The organism is Micromonospora sp. WMMD723, assembly GCF_049863385.1.
GTDB lineage: Bacteria > Actinomycetota > Actinomycetes > Mycobacteriales > Micromonosporaceae > Micromonospora > Micromonospora wenchangensis.
Genome location: NZ_JBMKNR010000001.1, coordinates 4,659,023 through 4,680,320, shown reverse-complemented (window position 1 = coordinate 4,680,320; position 21,298 = coordinate 4,659,023). Strand labels below are relative to the sequence as shown.

Genomic DNA, 21,298 nt, shown 5'->3' with positions numbered 1-21,298 from the left:
GCGGGGCGTGACCAGTCGACGGGCGAGCGGGTCCGGGAGGAGGGTGATGATGACCGTGACAGCGGTGGTGACGTGCATGTTGCGCAGGGTCGAGTACCAGGCGTTCCCTGCGGAGCAGACGATCACCGTCCGGTGTACGGCCGTCGCCGACACGGCGCTGGCCCACGGCTACGGCACTGCCGTCACCGAAGCCGTCGCACGGCGTAAGGCACTGTCCGAAGCCGTCGAGCGCATGCTCGCGTGTACTCCCTTCGCCCTGCTCGCCCGCCCGTCGACCAGCCGGGCCACCGCAGCCGACGCGCGGTCCGGCCCCGACGGTGCGCGTACGGTCCCACCGGGATGCCGGCTGCGCCGCTACCGGGCGCTCGACGGTGGACCGGACCTGGCGGTCCCGCTCTTCTGGTCCGCGCCGTGGGTGGCGGGCACGGAGTTGGCCGAGGGGACCCTCACCCCGCCCGTGGCGCGACTGTCCAGCACGATCGGCTGGGCGGTGGCGCCGACACCCGACGCGGCGCTGCGGGGGGCGGTGCTGGAACTGACCGAACTCCTCGACCACGGCGCCTTCCTCTACCGGTCACTCGCCGTCGCCCCGGCCGGACGCTGCGGCACGGCGGCGACTGACCGGGCCGAGGTGGAGACGATCCCCCTCTCCTTCGTCGGGGGTACCCCGGTGGTGCTGGTCGTGGCCCGAGCCGGCCGGCGGATGCCCGCGACGGGCCTGGGCGCGGCGCAGACCGTCGCCGCCGCCACCGAGCGCGCCCTGCTGGAACTGGCACAGGCCGAGACCATGTGGCGGGCCAACGAGACGGCGGTACCGGCCGAGCGGTACTTCCTGCGTCGCTTCGAACGCTGGCCCCTGCTGCTACGGTGCGCCACCCTCGACTTCGAACCGGTCCCGGCCCCCGTCCCCGGCCGGCCTCCCGAAGCACCCGAGCAGGAGTTGGCAGCCGCCGGTGTACGGGTCTGGGCCGACACCGGGGAGCTGGCGGTCACCGCGCCCGAACTACCGACCACCCGGCTGCACTTCGCGCACGCCGTCTCCCGACCACAGCCGCTCCTGGGCCTCGTCCGCGCGGGCGTTCCCGTCTTCGACATGGGAGAAGTGAGGAAGATCCTTGACGACCGAGTACGCAGACAACGACCTCTTGACCGCCGTCCTGCAGGGCGGGGCACAACGCGATGACGTCCCACCGGAACGGGAGACGCCCATCGGCACCGCCCTCACCGCCGTGCGCGACTGGCTGACCGCCGAGCGGCTCACACCCGACATCCGCAGGTACGGCCCGGACACCGCACCCACCTACGAGGTACGTCTGCACGACGCCGACGGCGTGCTCTGTTCCCGCAGCTCCGGCAAGGGCCTCGGCCACCGGAGCCTGGCGAGCGCCCTGTTCGAGAGCGCCGAGCACTACCACCTGGACTGGCGGCGCGACGCGGGCGGCGGCTGGAGTGGCTTCATGCCCGGCCGGGCGGTGGCCGGGCAACCCACCGCGCGCCGTTCGGCGCTGCTGCGGCGGCTGGGCGGGATCATGCCGGACTCCTCGGTCTTCACCCGCGACTATGTTCCGGTCGCCACCACCCTCGGGCAGGACGGCGGCAGCTCCCACCGCCAGCCGGTGTTCCTGCGCGACGGGGGCTACCAGAACTGGCCGCATCCGCAGGACGACGGAGCCTTCCGTCCGCTGTGGCACTACACCTCGAGCGCCGGCTACGCCGCCGGCACCACTCTGCACGAGGCGTTGGTCCATGCGATCAACGAGGTCATCGAGCGGGACGCGTGGTCCTGTCAACTCGCCCGCAGCTACTTCGGCCTCGGCGAGCCCGGCCTGGTGGTGGTCGATCCGGCGACGCTCACGACGGAGCTGCGGGCCCTGGCCGACGACGTGGAGGAGCTGACCGGCGCGCCGATCCTCATCGTGTCGATCACCTGCGACACCGGGGTGCCCGCCTACGTGGTCTGCGACGGCAGCGCCGACGAGGTGATCCGTCTCATCGGCAGCGGCGCCTCGCCGGTGCGCGCCTACGCCCTCCAACGCGCGTTGCTGGAGTATCTCCAGGTACGCACCATGTTCCAGCACGGGCCGGTGAACGCCGACACCGAGGCGGGGCAGATCACCTCCGCACTGGCCCGCTATCCCCGGCACCTGGCCGCCGCCCGCTTCGACGTCCGCACGTTGCCCCGACGCACCGAGCCCTTCCGTCCCGAGGACGGGCTGCCCGTCGAGGCCACGCCCGAGCAACTGCTCCGCCATCTGGTCGATCGGCTGGCCGCGGTCGGGGTGCACGCCTACCACCGGGTGCTCACCCGACCGGGGTCGATCACCGTGGTCGACGTGGTGGCACCGGGGCTCGAACTGCTCGACAAGGCACGTGCGGGTTACCCGGTGCTGCCGACCGGGCGGCTCGGTGCGGCCATGGCCGGGCAGGGAGGCGCACGGCCATGAGACTCGTCCTCGTCGCGCCCCCGTGGAACAGCCTCTACCGGCCGTCCATCCAGGTCGCCTCGCTGATCGCATTGGCCGCCGGGTCCGGGGGCGGTCCCGTGACCGCCGAGTACATCTACCTGGACTGGTTCGAGTTCGCCGTCAAGGAGCTGGACTGCGAGCCGGCGCGGTTCGCCGCCGTCTACGACACCATCGGCGAGGAACTCTACGGCCTCGGCGTGGGTGACTGGATCTTCGGGCGCGGCCTGCCCGCGGCGCGCGACGAGGACGAGGAGGCCGCCCGTGCCGAGTACGCCGGATTCCTCCGTGCCCGCGGCGTCTCCGCCGAGTTGGTGGACCTCGTGCTGGCGATGCGTGCCAGCGCGCCCCGGTTCGTCGCCGACACCGCCGACCGGCTCCTGGACACCGGCGCGCAGGGGTTCGGATTCACCACCTCGTTCAGCCAACTGGTGCCCGCCCTGGCGGTCGGCCGGGCCATCAAGGACCGGGCCCCCGACCGGCTGGTCTTCCTCGGCGGCGCCAACTGCGACCGGCCGATGGGTGAGGCGGTCATGCGCGCCTACCCGTTCGTGGACCTGGTCGTGCAGGGTGAGGGGGAGGCCGCGGTCGCCGCGCTGTGCGCGGCCGAGGACCCGAGCGTGCCGATCTCGGCACCGGGGGTGGTGACCCGCGCCGGCACCCGGCTGGTGGTCAGCACGCCGGTGGTGCAGTCGGTCGACGCCGTGCCGGTGCCCCGCTACGACGACTACTTCCGCCGGCTGGCGGAGCTTCCCTGGAGCGAGCTGATCCGTCCCCACGTGGCGCTGCCGTTCCAGATGTCGCGCGGCTGTTGGTGGGGCGAGAAGATGCACTGCACGTTCTGTGGCGAGAACGGCAGCGGCATGCCGTACCGCAGCAAGCCGGGCCGGCAACTGGTGCACACCCTGCGTGAGCTGACCGAGCGGCAGGGGGTGCTCGACACGTACGCGGTGGACACCATCCTCGCCAAGGACGACAACGGACTGGCCGAGCTGGCCGAGGCCGAGGTGGACGTGACCACCTTCTTCGAGGTCAAGGCGAACCTGGGACCCAGGGCGCTCGGGCAGCTGCGGGCGGCCGGGGTGATGACCGTGCAGCCGGGCATCGAGAGCCTCAGCACCGGGTCGCTGAAGCTGCTCCGCAAGGGTGCCACCGCCTTCCACAACCTGCGTTTCCTGGTGCTCTGCCGCGAGCTGGGCATCGAGGTCGGCTGGAATCTACTCTCCGCGATGCCCGGGGAGCAGGCGGAGATGCTGGAGGAACAGCTTCGGCTGATCCCCTTCCTGTCGCACCTGGACCCGCCGTCCACGGTGAGCAAGGTCCGCGTCGACCGCTACAGCCCCTACTTCGAGAGGCCGCAGGAGTTCGGGATCGAGCTGCGCGGACCCGAGGCGAAGTACCGTTTCGTCCACCCGGGCGACGACGTGGACCGGGCGACGCTCGCCTACTCGTTCGACCACGCCGAGCCGGACGCCGCCGACGGCGCGCTGCTGCTGACCCTGCGCCGGCGGCTAGGCGCCCGGGTCGGACTGTGGAAGAAACTGCACCCGCAGAGCCGCTTCACCTACCGCCTCGGCCCCAGCGTCACGGCGGTCCACGACCATCGTCCGCACGTCGGACGGGGTCGGGAGGTGCTGCGGGGCTGGGAGAACGTCCTGTTCCGTGGGCTGACGCACGGGGGTCGGATCACCGGGTCGGTGGCGGCGGCCGTCGAGGCGGGTGCCACACCGGAGCTGGCCCACGGGAAGCTGGCCGAGTGGTCCGTGCGCGGCTGGGTGTTCCTGGAGGCACCGCAGGGTCTGGTGCTGGCCGTACACGACAGCGGGCGCGACGAACTGGGTCGGGCGATGGCCTTGGGAGGGCGTAGTGCAGCAGCGTGACCTGGAACCGTTCGAGACCACGTCCGCCGACGGCGCCCGGTTGCACGGCATGCGCAGGCCGGGGACGGGGACACCGGTGGTGCTGGTGCACGGGGTGGCGATGGACTGGCGGATCTGGGCCGACTCGGGGTTCCTCGACGCCGTTCCCGACGCCGACCTGCTCGCCCTCGACCTGCGGGGGCGGGGGGCCAGCGAACGCGTCGGCGTGCCGCAACGGCACGGTATCGACAGGCACGTCGAGGACGTCCGGGCGGTGATGGACCTCTTCGGGCATCCCGAGTACACGGTGTTCGGTGTCTACTTCGGCGGGCGGACGGCCCTGCGGGTCGCCGCGGACGATTCGAGGGTGACCCGGGCGTACTCCTTCTGCGCGCACGCCGAGGAGGTGGAACTCCCCGACGACGCGGTCGAGCAGGAGGCGGCGGCGATCGAGGCCCCCGACGGACACCGCTACCTGACCGACCACTTCCACCGGGTCGGCGCGCCCGACTGGATGGTCGACGCGTGCCGTCGGGTCGACCTGCCGGAGCTGGCGGCGGTCACCCGTGGCCTGTGGTACGGCTCTGCCCGGGCCGTCCAGCGTCGGGACCCGGGCCAGGACCTCGTGCTCGTCACCGCCGGGGGCGACCCGGAACTCGACGTCTTCACCGCGGGTGAGCGCCGCCTCGGTGCCCGGATCTGGTTGGTCGACAGCCCCACCCGGGTGCGGGCGGCCCACCGCCTCGCCGAGGTGGGAGCGCGCGTGGCGACCGAGGCCGCCGGGCAGGCCGCTGGTACGGGTGCCCGATGACGCCCAGCCAGGACGCGCAGTGGCGGCTGCGGGTCGGCCTGCTGCCCGCCGGCGATCCGCAGGCCGACGCGTTGCGCGCCCTCGCGACCCGGCCCCGCGCCCACCGCATTCCCGCCGTCGCGCCGGTCGGGCCGGACACCGGCCGCCCCGGACCGGTACGGGATCTGGTGGTCGAGGACGGAGTCCTGGCGCACGGGCCGCCCGGTGACGGACCGGCCCGGTGGTACGCCCTGCCGGGCTTCGTGGACGCGCACGCGCACGTGTCGTCGTCCGGCGATCTGGTCGGTCTGCTCACCCACGGCGTGACGTCGTACCGCCAGATGTGGGGCGAGCCCGCGCACCGCTACGTGGCGGGCGTGCACCGGGCCCGGACCGCCGTGGTGCCCCGCGCCTGGGTCAGCACGGCGGTGGTCGACGGCCCGACCACCCGGGTGCCGGGCGGGGCGATGGTGGTGGACGACCGGCACTCGGCCGACCACGTGCTCAACGAGGCGCTCGGCTTCGGCTTCGACGGCATCAAGGTCTATGACGACGTGGAACCCGCGTGGTTCGCGGCGATCACCGCCGCCGCCGACCGGGTGGGTCTCCCGGTGGTCGGACACGCCCCCGAACGGGTGCCGATCGCCGAGGCGCAGGCCGCGATGTGGTCCACCGAACATCTCTACGGTCTGGTGCCCAACATCTTCCGGCTCCCCGGTGACCGACGGTGGCAGGTCCTTTCCGCCGCCCTCGACCGGGTGGAGGCGGAGGCCGCCGCCCGGGTCGAGGGGTACGCCGGACGTTTCGTCTGTCCCACCCTGGTCACCTGGCGGGCGTTGACCGGCGAACGGCGGTGGACGCGTCCCTCGCCCACCGCCCTGGCGCTGGCCGACGCGGGTCGGACGCAGGCCTGGACCGTGGCCGCCCGCGGGGCCCTCGCTCTCGACCGCGCCGCGGCAGCCGAGCGTGGCGGGCTGGTGGACCGGCTCGGTGGCCTGGTCCGCGCCGTCGCCGACGCGGGGGCACGCGTGCTGGTCGGCACCGACTGCGGCAACCCGTTCGTGGTGGCGGGCCCGTCGTTCCACAAGGAGCTGGCCGAGTTGTCCCGCGCGGGAATCCCCTTCGCCGCGGTGCTGCAGGCGGCCACCGGAGCGGCCCACGCCGCGATGCGTCGGGGCCCGGCCGCGACCACCGAGGCCGATCTGGTGCTCTACCGGCGGCTGCCGACCACGGTGGCCGACCTCACCCGTCCCGACGCCGTCCTGGTCGACGGCGTCCTGCTCGACGCCGGGGATCTCGACGAACTCTGGTCCCTGCGACTGACCACCGCCGGGCTGAACGCCGGGGTCTGGCCCCGGGGCGGGCTCGACCCGGTGCCCGCCCTATCACGGGAGAAGGAGAGAGCTGGTGCAGGCTGACAGGTGCCCGGTCACCGGGGCCACCGCCGCGACGGCGAGGGACTCGGTCGACTTCGACTTCTTCGCCGCGCCGCAGGCGTACCGGCGCGTCGCGGCGGAACACGCCCGCGACGGCGCGTTCCACAGCTCGCACGGCGGCAGCTTCTGGGCCCTGTCCACCTACGAGGGGATCTGCGCCGCGTTCCGCGACGAGGACACCTTCAGCGTGTCCCGGGTCAGCGCCGCCGAGGGTGCCGAGGACGAGCGCTGGATCCCCCTGACGATCCAGGGTCGCGCCCACACCGAGTGGCGGCGACACCTGGCGGCCTGGTTCACCCCGCAACGGGCGCGGGATCTGACCCCCGCGATCCGGGCGAACGCCCGGCGGCGCATCGAGGCGTTCGTCGACCGGGGCGAGGTCTCCTTCTCCGACGAGTTCGCCCGCCCGTACGTGCTGGAGAACCTCATGCTGGCGGTCGGGTGGCCGCGGGCGGACCTCGATCACCTGCTCGCCATCAACGTGGCGATGATCCGGTCCCGGGAGGCGCCGGACCCACGCCAGGCGTTCAACGCCGAGACCGCGTTCCCCGCGCTCCAGGAGTACGTGCGGCGGCACGTGGCGCGGCGTCGTGCGGAGCCGGTCGAGGCAGACCTGACCACCGCCACCTTCGACTGGGACATCGACGGTTCCCCGGTCAGCGACGCCGACCGGGAGTCCCTGCTCACGGTCCTCTTCCTGGCCGGGGTCGACTCCACCGTCAACCACATGGCCAACGGCATCCAGCATCTCGCCCACCACCCGGGGGACCGGCGCCGGTTCCTGCGCGAGCCGCAGATCCGGCCGGCTGCGGTGGAGGAGTTCCTCAGGGTGAACTCCTGCATGTATCCCGGTCGGCTGGCCACCCGGGAGGGTGCGGGCGGGGTCGCGTCCCGGGGCGACACGGTGCTGCTGCCGCTGGCCCTGGCGAACTACGACCCGGCGGTCTTCCCGGACCCGGAGCGGGTCGACTTCGACCGGACGCAGAATCCGCACATCGCCTTCGGCACCGGTCACCACCAGTGTCTCGGTGCCGCCTACGCCCGCGCGCAGATCCTCACCGCCTGGGAGGAGTGGCACGAGATGATCCCCGACTACCGGCTGCCCGAGCCGACGGCGGAACCACCCTTCCTCCGTAACGTCTACGACCTGCGCATCATCTGGTGATGACGTGATGAGCGACGCTGGCCGCGCGGCACTCGTCTCGATGCCCTGGAACAACGTCCACCGCCCGTCGATCCAGATCGGCACCCTGCGGGCGGTGGCCGAGGCGGAGGGCTGGGAGGTGGTTTCCGACTACGCGTACCTCAGCTTCTACGCCCTGGCCGGACGGATGCTCGGGCTGTCCCCGGACGACTGGGCGGCGGCCTACACGCGGGTCGCCGAGGGCCTCTACCACCTGTCGGTCGGCGACTGGGTGTACGCCCGGCGGGCGGCCGGCGACGCCGAGCGTGCCGCCTACTACACGCTGCTGCGGGAGCGGGGGATCACCGAGCGGGAGATCGCGCTGGTCGACGCGTTGCGCGCGGTCGCCGACCGGCACGTGGTCGAGACCGCCGAGGGGCTGCTCCGGGCCGCGCCGCAGGTCATCGGGTTCACCACGACGTTCAGCCAGAACGGTCCGACGCTCGCGGTCGCGGAACGGCTCCGGGCGCAGGGGTACACCGGGACCATCGTGCTCGGCGGCAGCAACTGCGAGGGGCCGATGGGCCGTACCCTGCTGGCGAAGTTCCCGGCGGTCGACGCCGTGGTGGACGGGCCGGGCGAGGACGCCTTCGTCGCGTTGCTGCGGCAGGTCGCGGCGGGTGGCCCGCTCGCGGCGGCCGGTCGCCTGGTGGTACGCGGGCAGGACGCCGCGGCCACGTCCCGGGCGCTGCCGGCCCGGCGTACCACCGCGCAGCTCGTGGTGCCCCGGCCCAACTACGACGGCTTCTTCGAGCAGTTGCGGGAGGTCGGCCTGCATGCCCTGGAGCCCGACATCACGCTTCCGGTGGAGTTCTCCCGGGGCTGCTGGTGGGGGGCGAAGACGCACTGCACGTTCTGCGGGCTCAACGGTGCCACCATGGAGTTCCGTAGCAAGCACCCGGATTCGGTGGCCGAGGAACTGCACCACCTGATGGACCGGTACGGGGTGCTCGACTTCTTCGCCGTGGACAACATCCTCGACCTGGGCTACCTGGAGACGGCGCTGCCCCGGGTGGAGCAGATGCGCACGGACCACTCGCTCTTCTTCGAGGTGAAGGCGAACATGGACTGGGCGCAGATCCGGGCGATGCGGCGGGCGGGGGTGCGTTCGGTCCAGCCCGGGATCGAAAGCCTCAGCACCGAGGGACTGCGGGCGTTGAAGAAGGGCGCCACCGCGATGCAGAACGTCCGGTTCCTGCTGGGCTGCGCGGAGTTCGGGGTGCTGCCGGTGTGGAACATCCTCACCGGGTATCCCGGGGAGACCCCCGCGTCCCTGCTGTCCCAGCTCAACCTCGTGGCCTCGCTGACCCACCTGGAACCGCCCGACGCGGACATCCTCGCCGTGCACTTCGACCGGTTCAGCCCGTACGTGGAACGGCCCGGGTCGTTCGGGTTGACCCTGTCGCGTCCCTTCCCCGGTTACCGGTTCGCCTATCCCGGGCTCTCCGACGAGGAACTCTGGGACATCGCGTACCACTTCGAGGGTGACTTCCACGACGACGCGCGCAACGAGGAGCTGCGCCACCGGTTGGCCGCCCGGGTGCGGCTGTGGAAGGCGCACCGGCACACCGCCCGTTTCACCTACCGGCTCGGCTTCAGCTCGGTCGCCCTCGACGAGCAGCGGCCGGGTCTGCCGGCGGGTCAGACGGTCCTCACCGGTGACGAGGCGCGGCTGTTCCGTGCCCTGATCGGGGGTACCCGCTTCCGCGACCTGCAGGCCGGGCACTGGTCGGGCACGCGCTGGGAGCCGACACTGGAGTTGCTGCACGCCTGGCAGCGCCGACGTTGGGTGTTCATCGAGGGGGCCAAGGTGATCGCCCTGGCGGTGCGGCACCGTCCCTCGGCGTACCGCACACCACCGGCGCAGAGCACTCCCCGCCGGGCCCGGACGCAGCCGCCCGTCGTGTTGGAGACGCCGACGGTCCGGGGTTGAGTCGACGGCCGTGGCACCGGCGGTTCGGCCGACGTGACGGGATGCGACTGCTAGGTTATCGACAGTGGACAGATCCGGGAGAGGTCCGGTCGTGGTGAACGGTCCGCCCGACGACGCAGAGGTGAGGTGTCCGGTGCCCCCGGCCGACGAAGAGCCGCAGTCCGACTCCGCTGACCGTCCGCCGTCCTGCGGGGACATCGTCGGCCTGCTGGCCGAGCCGGCCCGGCGGTCGGCGTTCGCCGCGCTCGTGCTCGGGGCACGCACCGTGGGGTCGGTGTCCGAGCAGACCGGGCTCACCCCCAAGGCCACCGCGGGCGCCCTGCGTCGGCTGGTGGACGGCAGGATCGTCGCCGAGGACCGGGCCACCAACACGTACGCCCTGGTGGACGACGCCTTCCGCCGTGCGGTCCAGGCCGAGGTCCGGGTTGCCGGCCGCAGTGGCGGGGACGGCGCGGGGGCCTACTTCCGTCGTGGCCGCATCACCGCCATCCCCGCAGACGCCGAGGTGCGGGCCCGGGTGCTGGCCGTGGTGGTCGACACCTTCTCCCCCGGAGAGGTCTATCCCGAGGCCCGGGTCAACGCCCTGTGCGGCGAGTGGTTCGACGACTGGGTGGCCCTGCGTCGTGCCCTGGTGGACGAGGGGCTGCTCACGCGCAACCAGGCCGGCACCGCCTACGAGCGCGCCTGACCCGTGCCGGGCGTGATCGTGACCCCGGTCGCCGATGCCCGGCCCGCCGACGTGGTGGCCCTGCCCTGGCACCACGGCACGCGCCCGGGGACGTTCGCCCTGCGTCGCGGGTTCACCGGCCGCGCCGGTCAGGTCGTCGCCGAACCGGGCCCGGACGATCGGGTGGTGCTGCTCAACGTCGGCCTGGGTCCCGCCGGGGCAGCCACCCCGGCGACCTTCCGCCGGGCGGCGGCCGCTGCCGTCCGGGCCGCCGGCCCAGCCCGTACCCTGCGGCTGGACCTCGCCGAGACGACGGAGGGCCCGGTGTCCGCGGGTGCCCGTGCCCGTGCGGTGGCCGAGGGTGCGGTGCTGGCCGCCTACCGCTACGACCGCCACCGCAACGGTGCCGCTCCGCCCCTGGGTGAGATCACCATCCGCACCGCGCACCCCGGTGCGGTGGCCGAGGGCGTCGCGGTCGCCGATGCCGTCTGCCTCGCGCGGGATCTGGTGAACAGTCCCGGCGGCGCACTGGGCCCGACGGAGTTCGGCCGGCGCGTCGCCGGCCTCGCCGGTGGTGCGCTGTCCTGCGTCGTGCACCACGGCGAGGCGCTGCACACCCTGGGCATGGCGGGCCTGCTGGCGGTGGCCCGAGGTTCGGCCGAGCCGCCGTGCCTGGTGGAACTCCGGTACGACCCTCCGGCGCCCGGACGAAGCGTCACCCTGGTGGGCAAGGGGATCACCTTCGACTCGGGCGGGCTCTGCCTGAAGAGCCCACCCGAGATGCGGACGATGAAGGCCGACATGGGCGGGGCCGCAGCCGTCGTCGGTGCGGTCTGCGCCGTGGCTGCCCTGCGCCTGCCGGTGGGGCTGCGGGCGCTGCTCCCGCTCGCCGAGAACATGCCCGGCCCGGCGGCCCTACGCCCGGGGGACGTCGTCCGGCACGCCGACGGGACGACCACGGAGGTCCTGAACACCGACAACGAGGGCCGGGTGGTGCTGGCCGACGCTCTGCTGCTGGCCCGCGACCCGGCCCCGGACGTCCTGATCGACGTGGCGACCCTGACGGCGGCGGTGCCGCACGCGCTCGGGACCCGCGCGGCGGCCTACTTCGCCCGGGACGATGCGCTGGCCGCCGAGGTGTCGGCCGCCGCCGCCCGGTCCGACGAGCTGTTCTGGCGTCTCCCGCTGTGGGAGTCCGAGCGGCGTCACCTCAGATCGTCGGTGGCGGATCGGGCGAACGCCGCCTTCCGCCCTGGCGACGCGATCCAGGCGGCGCTCTTCCTCCGGGAGTTCGTGGGGCCACGGCTCCCCTGGGTCCATGTCGACCTCGGGGCAGCCGCGTTCAACGACGAGGCCGCCTTCGACGAGACCCCGCACGGGGGCACGGGCTTCGGGGTACGGACCCTGGTGGAGTTTCTGCGCGGTCCGCAGTAGGGCGGCCCCGGTCGCGGCTGGGCGCGATGGCTGGTTCATGCCGGTGGACGCGTCCCCCGTGCCGCGTCGGCGTGGACTTTTCGCGGTTCGAGCGAAAGTCGGTCGTGATTCGACAGAAGGCATGGACAGCGGAATCGAAACAGCTTAATGTCTTCGCCATCACGCAAGTGTTTCAGCGAGGTGAACCGGCGGCGCGGTGATCCATCGACCCCCTCCCCCGCTACGGCATCCGGCGCGACGGCGCGCGCCCGCCCTGGCAATCGAACGTCAGGAAGGGACGGACAGCCAGTGTCCTCACACCATGGCGCGTTCGGCCGGCGAACGGCGTCGGTCAGCTCCGCACTGCTCCTGGTCGCCGCCGCCGGGCTGCTCGCCCTCGGCAGCCCGGCCCCCGCCCAGGCCCACACCATCAACCCCACCGACTTCCAGCAGGTCACCCTGGCCAAGGGGGAGCCCGAGGTCGGCGAGCCCATGACCATCGCGGTGCTGCCCGACCGGTCGGTGCTGCACACCGCCCGCAACGGCACCCTGCGGCGCACCGACGCGGCCGGCACCACCACCGTGGTGGGCACGATCCCCGTCTACACCCACGACGAGGAGGGCCTGCAGGGCGTCGGGGTGGACCCGAACTTCACCACCAACCGGCACGTCTACCTGTACTACGCCCCGCCGCTGTCCACCCCCGCCGGGGACGCCCCGGCCACCGGCACGGACTTCTCCGCCTGGCAGGGCGTGAACCGGCTGTCCCGGTTCACCCTCAACGCCAACTGGACGCTGAACACGTCCAGCCAGGTCACCATCCTGGACGTGCCGGCCGACCGGGGCATCTGCTGCCACGTCGGCGGGGACATCGACTTCGACGCGGCCGGAAACCTGTACCTGTCGACAGGCGACGACAGCAACCCGTTCGACTCCGCCGGCTATTCGCCGATCGACGAGCGGACCAACCGCAACCCCGCGTACGACGCGCAGCGCAGCGCGGCCAACAGCAACGACCTGCGCGGCAAGATCCTGCGGATCAGGGTGAACGCGGACGGCAGCTACTCGATCCCGGCCGGGAACATGTTCGCCCCGGGCACCGCACGGACCCGCCCGGAGATCTACGCGATGGGGTTCCGCAACCCGTTCCGGATGAGCGTGGACAGGGCCACCGGGGTGGTCTACGTCGGCGACTACGGCCCGGACGCCGGCACCACCGGCGCGCGCGGCCCCAGCGGGCAGGTCGAGTTCAACCGGGTGACCGGGCCGGGCAACTACGGCTGGCCGTACTGCACCGGCACCAACACCGCCGCCGAGACGTACGCGGAGTGGGACTTCGCCGCCGGGACCGCGGGTGCCAAGTACAACTGCGCCGGTGGGCCGACGAACAACTCGTTCCGCAACACCGGCCTGCCCACCCTGCCCGCGGCACAGCCGGCCTGGATCCGCTACGCCGGTGACGCCGGCACCCCGGCGGAGTTCGGCGGCGGCTCCGAGTCACCGATGGCCGGCCCGGTCTACCGCTACAGCGCGTCGAACCCGTCCACCACGAAGTTCCCGCAGTCCTTCGACGGCCAGTTCTTCGCCACCGAGCTGGGCCGGGGCTGGATCAAACCGATCCACGTCAACGCCGACGGCTCCCGGGGCGCCATCGACGCGTCGTTCCCCTGGAACGGCAAGCAGGTGATGGACTCCACGTTCGGCCCGGACGGCGCGCTGTACGTCCTCGACTACGGCACCGGCTACTTCAACGGTGACGCCAACTCGGCGCTGTACCGGTACGACTACGTCGGCGGTGGCAACCGCGCGCCGACCGCCGTCGCCGCCGCCGACCGGACCTCCGGGGCGGCCCCGCTCACGGTGGCCTTCTCGTCGGCCGGGTCCTCGGACCCGGAGGGTGGGGCGCTGACCTACTCGTGGGCGTTCGGTGACGGCACCACCTCCACGGCGGCCAACCCCAGCAAGACGTTCACCGCCAACGGCACCTACGACGTCACCCTGACCGTCCGTGACCCGCAGGGCGCGACCGGCACGGCCAGCGTGCAGATCGGCATCGGCAACACCGCCCCGACGGTCACCATCACCGGCCCGGCGAACGGTTCGCTGTTCTCCTACGGCGACACGGTGCCGTTCAGCATCACCGTCACCGACCCGGAGGACGGCACCATCGACTGCACCAGGGTGAAGATGACCTACGTGCTCGGCCACGACCAGCACGGCCACCAGATCACCGCGAAGAACGGCTGCTCCGGCACGATCACCATCCCGGTCGACGGCGAGCACGACGACGCGGCGAACATCTTCGCGATCTTCGACGCCGAGTACACCGACGCCGGTGGGCTGACCACCCACCGGCAGCACACCCTCCAGCCGCGCAAGCGCCAGGCCGAGCACTTCAAGACCTCGTCCGGGATCACCGTCTACGACAAGACCCCCGCCGAGGGTGGCAGGACCGTCGGCAGCATCGACAACGGCGACTGGATCGCGTTCGAGCCGTACCGGCTGGACAAGGCCACCTCGTTCAGCGCCCGGGTCTCCTCCAACGGTGTCGGCGGCACCCTCCAGGTGCGGACGGGTTCACCCACCGGCACCGTGCTGGGTCAGGCGACCGTCCCGGTCACCGGCGGCTGGGAGACCTTCACCACCGTCACCGGCACCCTCTCCGGCGCGCCGGCCAGCACCGGCACGCTCTATCTCACCTTCGCCGGGGGCACCGGGGCGCTGTTCGACCTCGACACGTTCACGTTCGTCACCGGCGGCACCGCCGGTACCGGGCCGATCGTCGGGCTCGGCGGCAAGTGCCTCGACGTCCGCAACGCCGCCACCGCCGACGGCACCCAGATCCAGATCTACACCTGCAACGGCACGGCCGCCCAGACCTGGACGGTCACCCCGAACAGCACCGTCAAGGCGCTGGGCAAGTGTCTCGACGTCTCCGGCGGCGGCACCGCCGACGGCACCAAGATCCAACTCTGGACCTGCAACGGCAGCGGTGCCCAGAACTGGTCCGCCCAGGCCGACGGCACCCTGCGCAACCCCCAGTCCGGCAAGTGCCTCGACGTGTCCGACAACAGCGCCACCGACGGCCAGCCCGTCCACCTCTGGACCTGCCTGGCCGCCGCCAACCAGAAGTGGACCCTGCCGTGACCCGGCAAGCGGGGCACCCGGCACCCTCCTCCACCCGTCCGGGAGAGTGACATGCGCAGACTCCTTCGATCCGTCCTCGGCGCGGTGACCGCCGCCGCCGCGGTGCTCGCCGTCCCGACGCCGGCCGGTGCGGCCGACGCCCCGTACGACGTGCTGGTGTTCTCCAAGACCGCCGGGTTCCGGCACGACTCGATCGCCGTCGGTATCCAGGCGATCCGGGAACTCGGCACGGCGAACGGTTTCACCGTGACCGCGACCGAGGACGCGTCCCGGTTCACCGCCGCGAACCTGGCCCAGTACGAGGCGGTGGTCTTCCTCAACACCACAGGTGACGTCCTGGACGCCGCACAGCAGTCCGCCTTCGCGTCGTACGTCGACGGCGGCGGCGGGTACGTCGGCGTCCACGCCGCCGCCGACACCGAGTACGGCTGGTCGTACTACGGCAGCCTGGTGGGGGGCTACTTCGCCTCGCACCCGGCCATCCAGCAGGCCAACGTCCGCGTCGAGAACCGGGCGCACCCGGCCACCGGGCACCTGCCGCAGACCTGGACCCGCACCGACGAGTGGTACAACTTCCAGACCAACCCGCGCTCGGGTGCCCGGGTCCTCGCCACCCTGGACGAGTCGTCGTACTCGGGCGGCTCGATGGGCGGTGACCATCCGATCTCCTGGTGCAAGACGGTCAACTCCGGCCGGTCGTTCTACACCGGCCTGGGACACACCCAGGGGTCGTACGCGGAGGCGGCGTTCCGCAGCCACCTGCTCGGCGGCATCCGGTACGCGGCCGGCCGGGCGAAGGCCGACTGCCGCCCGGAGACCGGCTACGTCACCCTCTACGACGGGTCCACCACCGGTTGGTCGCAGGCCGGTCCGGGCAGCTTCGGCAACGCCGACGCCACCCTCACCTCCGTCGGCGGCATGGGCCTGTACTGGTACAGCGCCAGGCAGTTCACCAACTACTCGCTGAAGCTCGACTGGCGGATGGCCGGCGACGACAACTCGGGCGTCTTCATCGGCTTCCCGCCGTCGACCGACCCGTGGTCGGCGGTCGACAACGGGTACGAGATCCAGATCGACGCCACCGACGCCGCCGACCGCACCACCGGCGCGGTCTACACCTTCCAGTCCGCCGATCTGGCCGCCCGGGACGCCGCCCTGAACCCGCCGGGAGAGTGGAACACCTACGAGCTGCTGGTCGAGGGGGAACGCCTCCAGGTCCTCCTCAACGGGCGGAAGATCAACGACTTCACCAACACCGACCCGGCCCGCTCGCTCGCCGGCCACATCGGGCTCCAGAACCACGGCACGGGCGACGACGTGTCGTTCCGCAACGTCCGGATCAAGGAGCTGGGCGGTACGCCGGGCGGCACCACCACCGTGCAGGCCGAGGCGTTCGGCTCGGCCAACGGGGTCAGCGCGTTCACCAAGGCCGGGGCCAACGGCGGGCAGACCCTCGGCTACGTCGACCCGGGCGACTGGGCCGCGTACCCCGGTCTCGACCTGACCGGGGTCACCTCGCTGCGGGCCCGGGTGGTCTCCGGTGGGGCGGGCGGCACCATCGGCATCCGGACCGGCTCGGCCACCGGCCCGCTGCTCGGCCAGGTGGCGGTGCCCAACACCGGAGGCTGGAGCACGTACGCCGACGTCGGCACCACCCTGGCCGGGGTGCCCACCGGTACGCAGACCGTCTACCTGACCTTCACCGGCTCCGGGACCGGCCTGTTCGACGTGGACGACTTCACCCTGGTCCGGGGCGGCGGAACCCCCGGCACCCCGGGGACCGGGCCGGTCGTCGGGCTCGGCGGCAAGTGCCTCGACGTCCGCAACACCGCCACCGCCGACGGCACCCAGATCCAGATCTGGACCTGCAACGGCAGCGGTGCCCAGACCTGGACGGTCACCCCGAACAGCACCGTCAAGGCACTCGGCAGGTGCCTGGACGTCTCCGGCGGCGGCACCGCCGACGGCACGAAGATCCAACTCTGGACCTGTAACGGCAGCGGTGCCCAGAACTGGTCCGCCCAGACCGACGGCACCCTGCGCAACCCCCAGTCGAACAAGTGCCTGGACGTGTCCAACAACAGCGCCACCGACGGCCAGGCCGTCCACCTCTGGACCTGCCTGGCCGCCGCCAACCAGAAGTGGACCCTCCCGTGACCCGGTAGCGGGCAGGCCGTGCCCCCGCTGTCCGTCCGACAGCGGGGGCACGTCGGGTCTTCGGCCCGACGGCGGCGGATGGCCGTCCACCGCCGTCCGGCCGGCGAGCTGCGACACGTACGCGAAGGTGGTGCCGCGTACCGGTGTCAGCCGACGGTGACGTCGCTCGTCGACGCCGGTGCGGCCACCGGCGTGCCGGGTACGGCCCGTCGCGGGCCCCGGGCCAGGACGTACCCGAGGAGGACCACCATCACGGCGGTGCCCACCCACATGGCCTGCTGCCAGCCGTCCACGAAGGACTCCTGGGCGGCACGGACCAGTGCGGGTGCCTGGGCACCGGCGGCGTCGGAGGCGGCGATGGCGGTGGCGATGCCCTCGCGGGCGGCGTCGGCGGTGTCGGCGGGGACCGTGCCGAGGCGGGTGTCGACGGCACTGCGGTAGCCGGCGGTGAGGACCGCGCCGAGCAACGCGACGCCGAGCGCGGTGCCGAACTCCCGGGTGACGTCGTTGAGGGCGGACGCGACACCCTGGCGGTCGCGGGGCAGGGCGGAGGTGATGGCCTCGGTGGACGGGGTCTGGGTGAGGCCCATGCCGAGTCCCATGGCGAGCATGCCGGGCAGGATCGCCGGGTAGCCGCCGTCGACGGAGACGAGGGTGGCCATCAGGGCCAGGCCCGCGCCGCCGAGCACGATGCCGGTGGCCATGGTGGCGCGGACCCCGGCCCGGGCGGCCACCCGCGGGGCGAGGCCGGAGGACAGCATCATCGTCGCCGCCATGGGCATGAGCGCGAGGGTGGCGCGCAGGCCGGACCAGCCGAGGACGGCCTGGAAGTAGGGGAACAGAACGACGAAGATCCCCGCCTGGACGCCGAAGAGCGCCAGCAGCGCCAGCGAGCCGCTGGCGAGGCGTCGGTCGCCGAACAGCCGCACGTCGAGCAGGGGTGCCGGCCGGCGTAGTTCCCACACCACGAAGCCGATCGCGGCGACGACACCGACGAGCAGGCTCGCCGTGGTCAGCGGCGCGGTCCAGCCGTGGACCGGGCCCTCGTGCAGGACGTAGATGAGGGCGGTCACGGCGACCACGGACGTCAGCGACCCGACGACGTCGAAGCGGTGCCGCGTCTGCTCGCGGGAGTTCGGGACGGCCCGCAGGGCCGTGCCGGCGGCGGCGACGACGAGGACGACCGGCAGCAGGAACAGCCACCGCCAGTTCGCCCAGTCGACGAGCACCGCGGACAGGTACATGCCGAGGATGCCGCCGCCACCGGCGACGCCGGTCCAGATGCCGATCGCCTTGGAGCGTTCCCCGTCGGGGAAGGTGGAGGTGATGACGGCCAGCGTGACCGGCATGATCATCGCGGCGCCGACGCCGGCGAGCAGCCGGGCGGCGATCATCATCGTGGCGGAGGTGGCCAGGCCGGCCGCCGCGCTGGCGACGCCGAACAGGGCCAGGCCGGCGAGCAGGATCGGCTTGCGGCCCACCCGGTCGCCGAGCGCGCCGAGCGGGAGCAGCAGCGCGGCCAGGCTGATGGTGTAGATGTTGATCATCCACAGGACGGTGCTCTGCGACGCGTCGAACTCGACGGCGACCTGCGGCTGGGCAACGTTGAGCCCGGAGACGGAGGCGATGACCGCCATCAGGGCGATACACACCGCGACCAGGATGGCGCGGCGTCGGCGCGGGTCGTGGACCGTCGCGTCGGGGCCGTTCACGTGGGACAAACTGTCGGGCGAGGACATGCGCGGGTTTCCTTTCGAGGGCGCGGTTCGGTACGGCGCCGGGGGTGGACCTCGGTCCCGGCGTCGCGGCGAAGAGGAGGTCAGGGGCGGCGGGTGGCGCGTACGACGACGTCGTGCAGGGTGGCCGTGCGTCCGCCGGGCCCGGGAATGCCCCGGTGGTGTTCCTCGGCGGTGCGGATCTCCCACTCGGCCACGTCCAGGCCGGCGATGATGTCGGTGAGGGTGACCGTCGCCTCGGCCGGATGGTGGTGCCCGTGGCCACCGGAGTGCGGCGCTTGCCCGTGGCCACCGGAGTGCGGCGCTTGCCCGTGGCCGCCGGAGTGCGGCGCTTGCCCGTGGCCGCCGGGGTGCGGCGTGTGGCCGTGGCCGACGATCAGTAGGGTGCCGCCGGCCGCCACCCACCCGCCGATGCGCCGGTAGAACGCGAGGTGCGGCATCGCGGGGTGCGCGTAGTGGGTGGTGACCAGGTCGAAGCGGACGCCCGGCTCCCAGCCGGTCAGGTCCGCCTCCACCCACCGGATCGGCGTCCCGGTCGGTCCGGCGGCGCTCGCGCGGTCGGCGGCCCGGGTCAGCGCCTCGGCGGCGATGTCGACGGCGGTGACCTGCCAGCCACGGGTGGCCAGCCAGATCGCCTCCGCGCCGGCACCGCATCCGGCGTCCAGCGCGGTGCCCGGTGCCAGGCCGGCGGCCTCCCGGGCGAGGTACGGGTTCGGCGGGTTGCCGGCCATCGAGCCGGGCCCGTGCCCGGCCGTGGGCTGCCAGTGCCGTTGCCAGTAGTCCTGGTCGAAGCGGTGCGTCATCGGACGGCCTCCGCGTCCAGCAGGCGGGCGACCGCCCGGTCGGTGTCCTCGGCGACGAGGTCGGCGTTGAGGTGCGCGGCGGCGCGTGCGCCGTCGGCGGCGGCCGCACCGACCTGGGCGGACAGGTCCCTGGTGTTGCCCGCCACCCACACCCCGGGCACCGGGGTACGACCGGTCTCGTCGGCGGCGACGAAGGACCCGGCCGGGTGCGGTGTCGCGGTGACGCCGATGCCGGCGAACACCTCGGCGCGGGCGACCATCCGCGACGCCACCGCCACGGTCTCGACCGGCACGATCCGGTCGTCGAGGCGGACGCCGGCCAGGCGGTCCTCGACGATCTCCAGTCCGGCGACGCGGCCGGAGATCACGGGAATGCCGAGCGCGTCGAGTTTCACCCGGTCCTGCCCGTCGAGTTCCTGGTCGTGGAGGAAGAACCGCACGTCGTCGCTCAGCTGCCGGAACAGCAGCGCCTGATGCGTCGACATCGGTCCGGTGGCGAGCACCCCGATCGTCCGGTCCCGCACCTCCCACCCGTGGCAGTACGGGCAGTGCAGCACGTCCCGCCCCCACCGTTGCCGCAGCCCCGGGATCTGCGGCAACTCGTCGACCAGGCCGGTGGCGATCAGCAGCCGACGTCCGTGCAGCACGGCCCCGTCGCGCGTGCGCACCGCGAACCCCCGTGGGGTACGCGACACGTCGTCCACCTCGGCCGTGACGACCTGCGCGCCGTAGCGGGTGGCCTCGGCGCGGCCCCGGCTGAGCAGTTCCCGTGGGCTGAGCCCGTCCAGCGCCAGCAGGCCGTGTACCGCCTGCGCCGGCGCGTTGCGCGGCGCTCCGGCGTCGACGACCGTCACCCGCCGCCGCGACCGCGCCAGGATCAGCGCCGCGCTCAACCCTGCCGCGCCGCCACCGACCACCACGACGTCCCTGACGATCTGCTTCGACTCGACCATCCGACCTGTCCCTTCCCCGTCTCCGCCGGTCATGAGGTGATCCTGCGACCGCCGAGGAAAACCCGCAAAGATTCTTGCCGAATGGCAAAATGGCCTGGTGGACGAGAACCTGAACCGCACCCTCGACGCGGTCGGACCCCGGCTCAAGCAGCTACGGCTGCGCCGCAACATCACCCTGACCGACCTCGCCGAGGAGACCGGCATCTCCGCCAGCACCCTGTCCCGGCTCGAAGCGGGCCTACGACGTCCCACCCTCGAACAACTGCTTCCGCTCGCCCGCGCCCACAGCGTCACCATCGACGAACTCGTGGACGCTCCGCTGACCGGTGACCCCCGGATCAACCTGCGACCCGTCGCCGCCGCCGACGGCGTGACCATCCTGCCGCTGACCCGCCGGCCCGGCGGCATCCAGGCCTACAAGTTCGTCCTGCCGGCGGGCGACGACGACCGCGTGCCCGACCTGCGCACCCACGAGGGGTACGACTGGGTCTACGTCCTCAACGGCACCCTGCGTTTGGTCCTCGGCGACGACGACCTCACCCTGCACCCGGGGGAGGCCGCCGAGTTCGACACCCGCACGCCGCACTGGTTCGGCGCGACCAGCTCCGGGCCCGTCGAGTTCCTCAGCCTCGTCGGCAGGCAGGGCGAACGCGCCCACGTACGCGCCGCACCACGACCGGGCACGACCGCGTGAGCAGGCTTGTCCCCCGCGAGAGCTACCCGCAGGTGTCCACCGCACGGTGACGATTCCCGGCCCGC

15 protein-coding genes are annotated in these 21,298 nt (G+C 72.8%); 12 read left to right on the top strand and 3 right to left on the bottom strand.

The features are described 5' to 3' along the window. Nucleotides 1-49 precede the first annotated feature (49 nt). The 11 genes from ACN261_RS20700 to ACN261_RS20650 all read left to right on the top strand — a co-directional run bounded on the left by ACN261_RS20700 (nt 50) and on the right by ACN261_RS20650 (nt 17,047). A complete protein-coding gene (locus ACN261_RS20700) occupies nt 50-1,183 on the top strand; it encodes a hypothetical protein (protein ID WP_425851653.1) in 1,134 nt (377 codons plus the stop codon). Next, nucleotides 1,116-2,444: a YcaO-like family protein gene (locus ACN261_RS20695; protein ID WP_363791938.1), complete on the top strand. Its 1,329-nt coding sequence runs from the start codon at nt 1,116-1,118 to the stop codon at nt 2,442-2,444. The genes ACN261_RS20700 and ACN261_RS20695 overlap by 68 nt, the downstream gene beginning before the upstream one ends. Further along, nucleotides 2,441-4,342 carry a RiPP maturation radical SAM C-methyltransferase gene (locus ACN261_RS20690; protein ID WP_425851651.1) on the top strand — a complete coding sequence of 634 codons (1,902 nt, stop codon included), beginning with the start codon at nt 2,441-2,443 and terminating at the stop codon, nt 4,340-4,342. Before ACN261_RS20695 ends, ACN261_RS20690 begins: the two co-directional genes overlap by 4 nt. Continuing rightward, nucleotides 4,329-5,132 carry an alpha/beta fold hydrolase gene (locus ACN261_RS20685; protein ID WP_425851649.1) on the top strand — a complete coding sequence of 268 codons (804 nt, stop codon included), beginning with the start codon at nt 4,329-4,331 and terminating at the stop codon, nt 5,130-5,132. Before ACN261_RS20690 ends, ACN261_RS20685 begins: the two co-directional genes overlap by 14 nt. Further along, nucleotides 5,129-6,529: a hypothetical protein gene (locus ACN261_RS20680; protein ID WP_421481333.1), complete on the top strand. Its 1,401-nt coding sequence runs from the start codon at nt 5,129-5,131 to the stop codon at nt 6,527-6,529. The genes ACN261_RS20685 and ACN261_RS20680 overlap by 4 nt, the downstream gene beginning before the upstream one ends. Beyond that, a complete protein-coding gene (locus tag ACN261_RS20675; RefSeq protein ID WP_425851647.1) occupies nt 6,519-7,712 on the top strand; it encodes a cytochrome P450 in 1,194 nt (397 codons plus the stop codon). Before ACN261_RS20680 ends, ACN261_RS20675 begins: the two co-directional genes overlap by 11 nt. Before the next feature lie 7 nt (nt 7,713-7,719). Continuing rightward, a complete protein-coding gene (locus ACN261_RS20670; RefSeq protein ID WP_425851645.1) occupies nt 7,720-9,663 on the top strand; it encodes a RiPP maturation radical SAM C-methyltransferase in 1,944 nt (647 codons plus the stop codon). Nucleotides 9,664-9,796: 133 nt separating this feature from the next. Next, nucleotides 9,797-10,351: a DUF2087 domain-containing protein gene (locus ACN261_RS20665; RefSeq protein ID WP_421481330.1), complete on the top strand. Its 555-nt coding sequence runs from the start codon at nt 9,797-9,799 to the stop codon at nt 10,349-10,351. A gap of 12 nt (nt 10,352-10,363) precedes the next feature. Further along, nucleotides 10,364-11,764, top strand: a complete 1,401-nt coding sequence (locus ACN261_RS20660) for a leucyl aminopeptidase family protein (RefSeq protein WP_425851642.1) — start codon at nt 10,364-10,366, stop codon at nt 11,762-11,764. Nucleotides 11,765-12,052: 288 nt separating this feature from the next. After that, a complete protein-coding gene (locus tag ACN261_RS20655; RefSeq protein WP_425851640.1) occupies nt 12,053-14,890 on the top strand; it encodes a PQQ-dependent sugar dehydrogenase in 2,838 nt (945 codons plus the stop codon). A 51-nt stretch (nt 14,891-14,941) separates the two neighbouring features. Further along, complete coding sequence (locus ACN261_RS20650; protein WP_425851639.1) at nt 14,942-17,047, top strand: ThuA domain-containing protein; 2,106 nt, start codon at nt 14,942-14,944, stop codon at nt 17,045-17,047. A gap of 146 nt (nt 17,048-17,193) precedes the next feature. On the opposite strand, the gene ACN261_RS20645 is transcribed toward ACN261_RS20650, so the two are convergent. From ACN261_RS20645 to ACN261_RS20635, 3 genes are all read right to left on the bottom strand, one after another. After that, entirely contained in the window at nt 17,194-18,786 is a 1,593-nt protein-coding gene (locus ACN261_RS20645) for an MFS transporter (RefSeq protein ID WP_421481326.1), read from the bottom strand. Nucleotides 18,787-18,866: 80 nt separating this feature from the next. Continuing rightward, a complete protein-coding gene (locus ACN261_RS20640) occupies nt 18,867-19,586 on the bottom strand; it encodes a class I SAM-dependent methyltransferase (RefSeq protein WP_425851636.1) in 720 nt (239 codons plus the stop codon). Continuing rightward, a complete protein-coding gene (locus tag ACN261_RS20635; protein WP_425851635.1) occupies nt 19,583-20,539 on the bottom strand; it encodes an NAD(P)/FAD-dependent oxidoreductase in 957 nt (318 codons plus the stop codon). The genes ACN261_RS20640 and ACN261_RS20635 overlap by 4 nt, the downstream gene beginning before the upstream one ends. Nucleotides 20,540-20,636: 97 nt before the next feature. On the opposite strand from ACN261_RS20635, the gene ACN261_RS20630 reads away from it, so the two are divergent. Then, nucleotides 20,637-21,233 carry a helix-turn-helix domain-containing protein gene (locus tag ACN261_RS20630; RefSeq protein WP_421481323.1) on the top strand — a complete coding sequence of 199 codons (597 nt, stop codon included), beginning with the start codon at nt 20,637-20,639 and terminating at the stop codon, nt 21,231-21,233. Nucleotides 21,234-21,298: the final 65 nt, after the last annotated feature.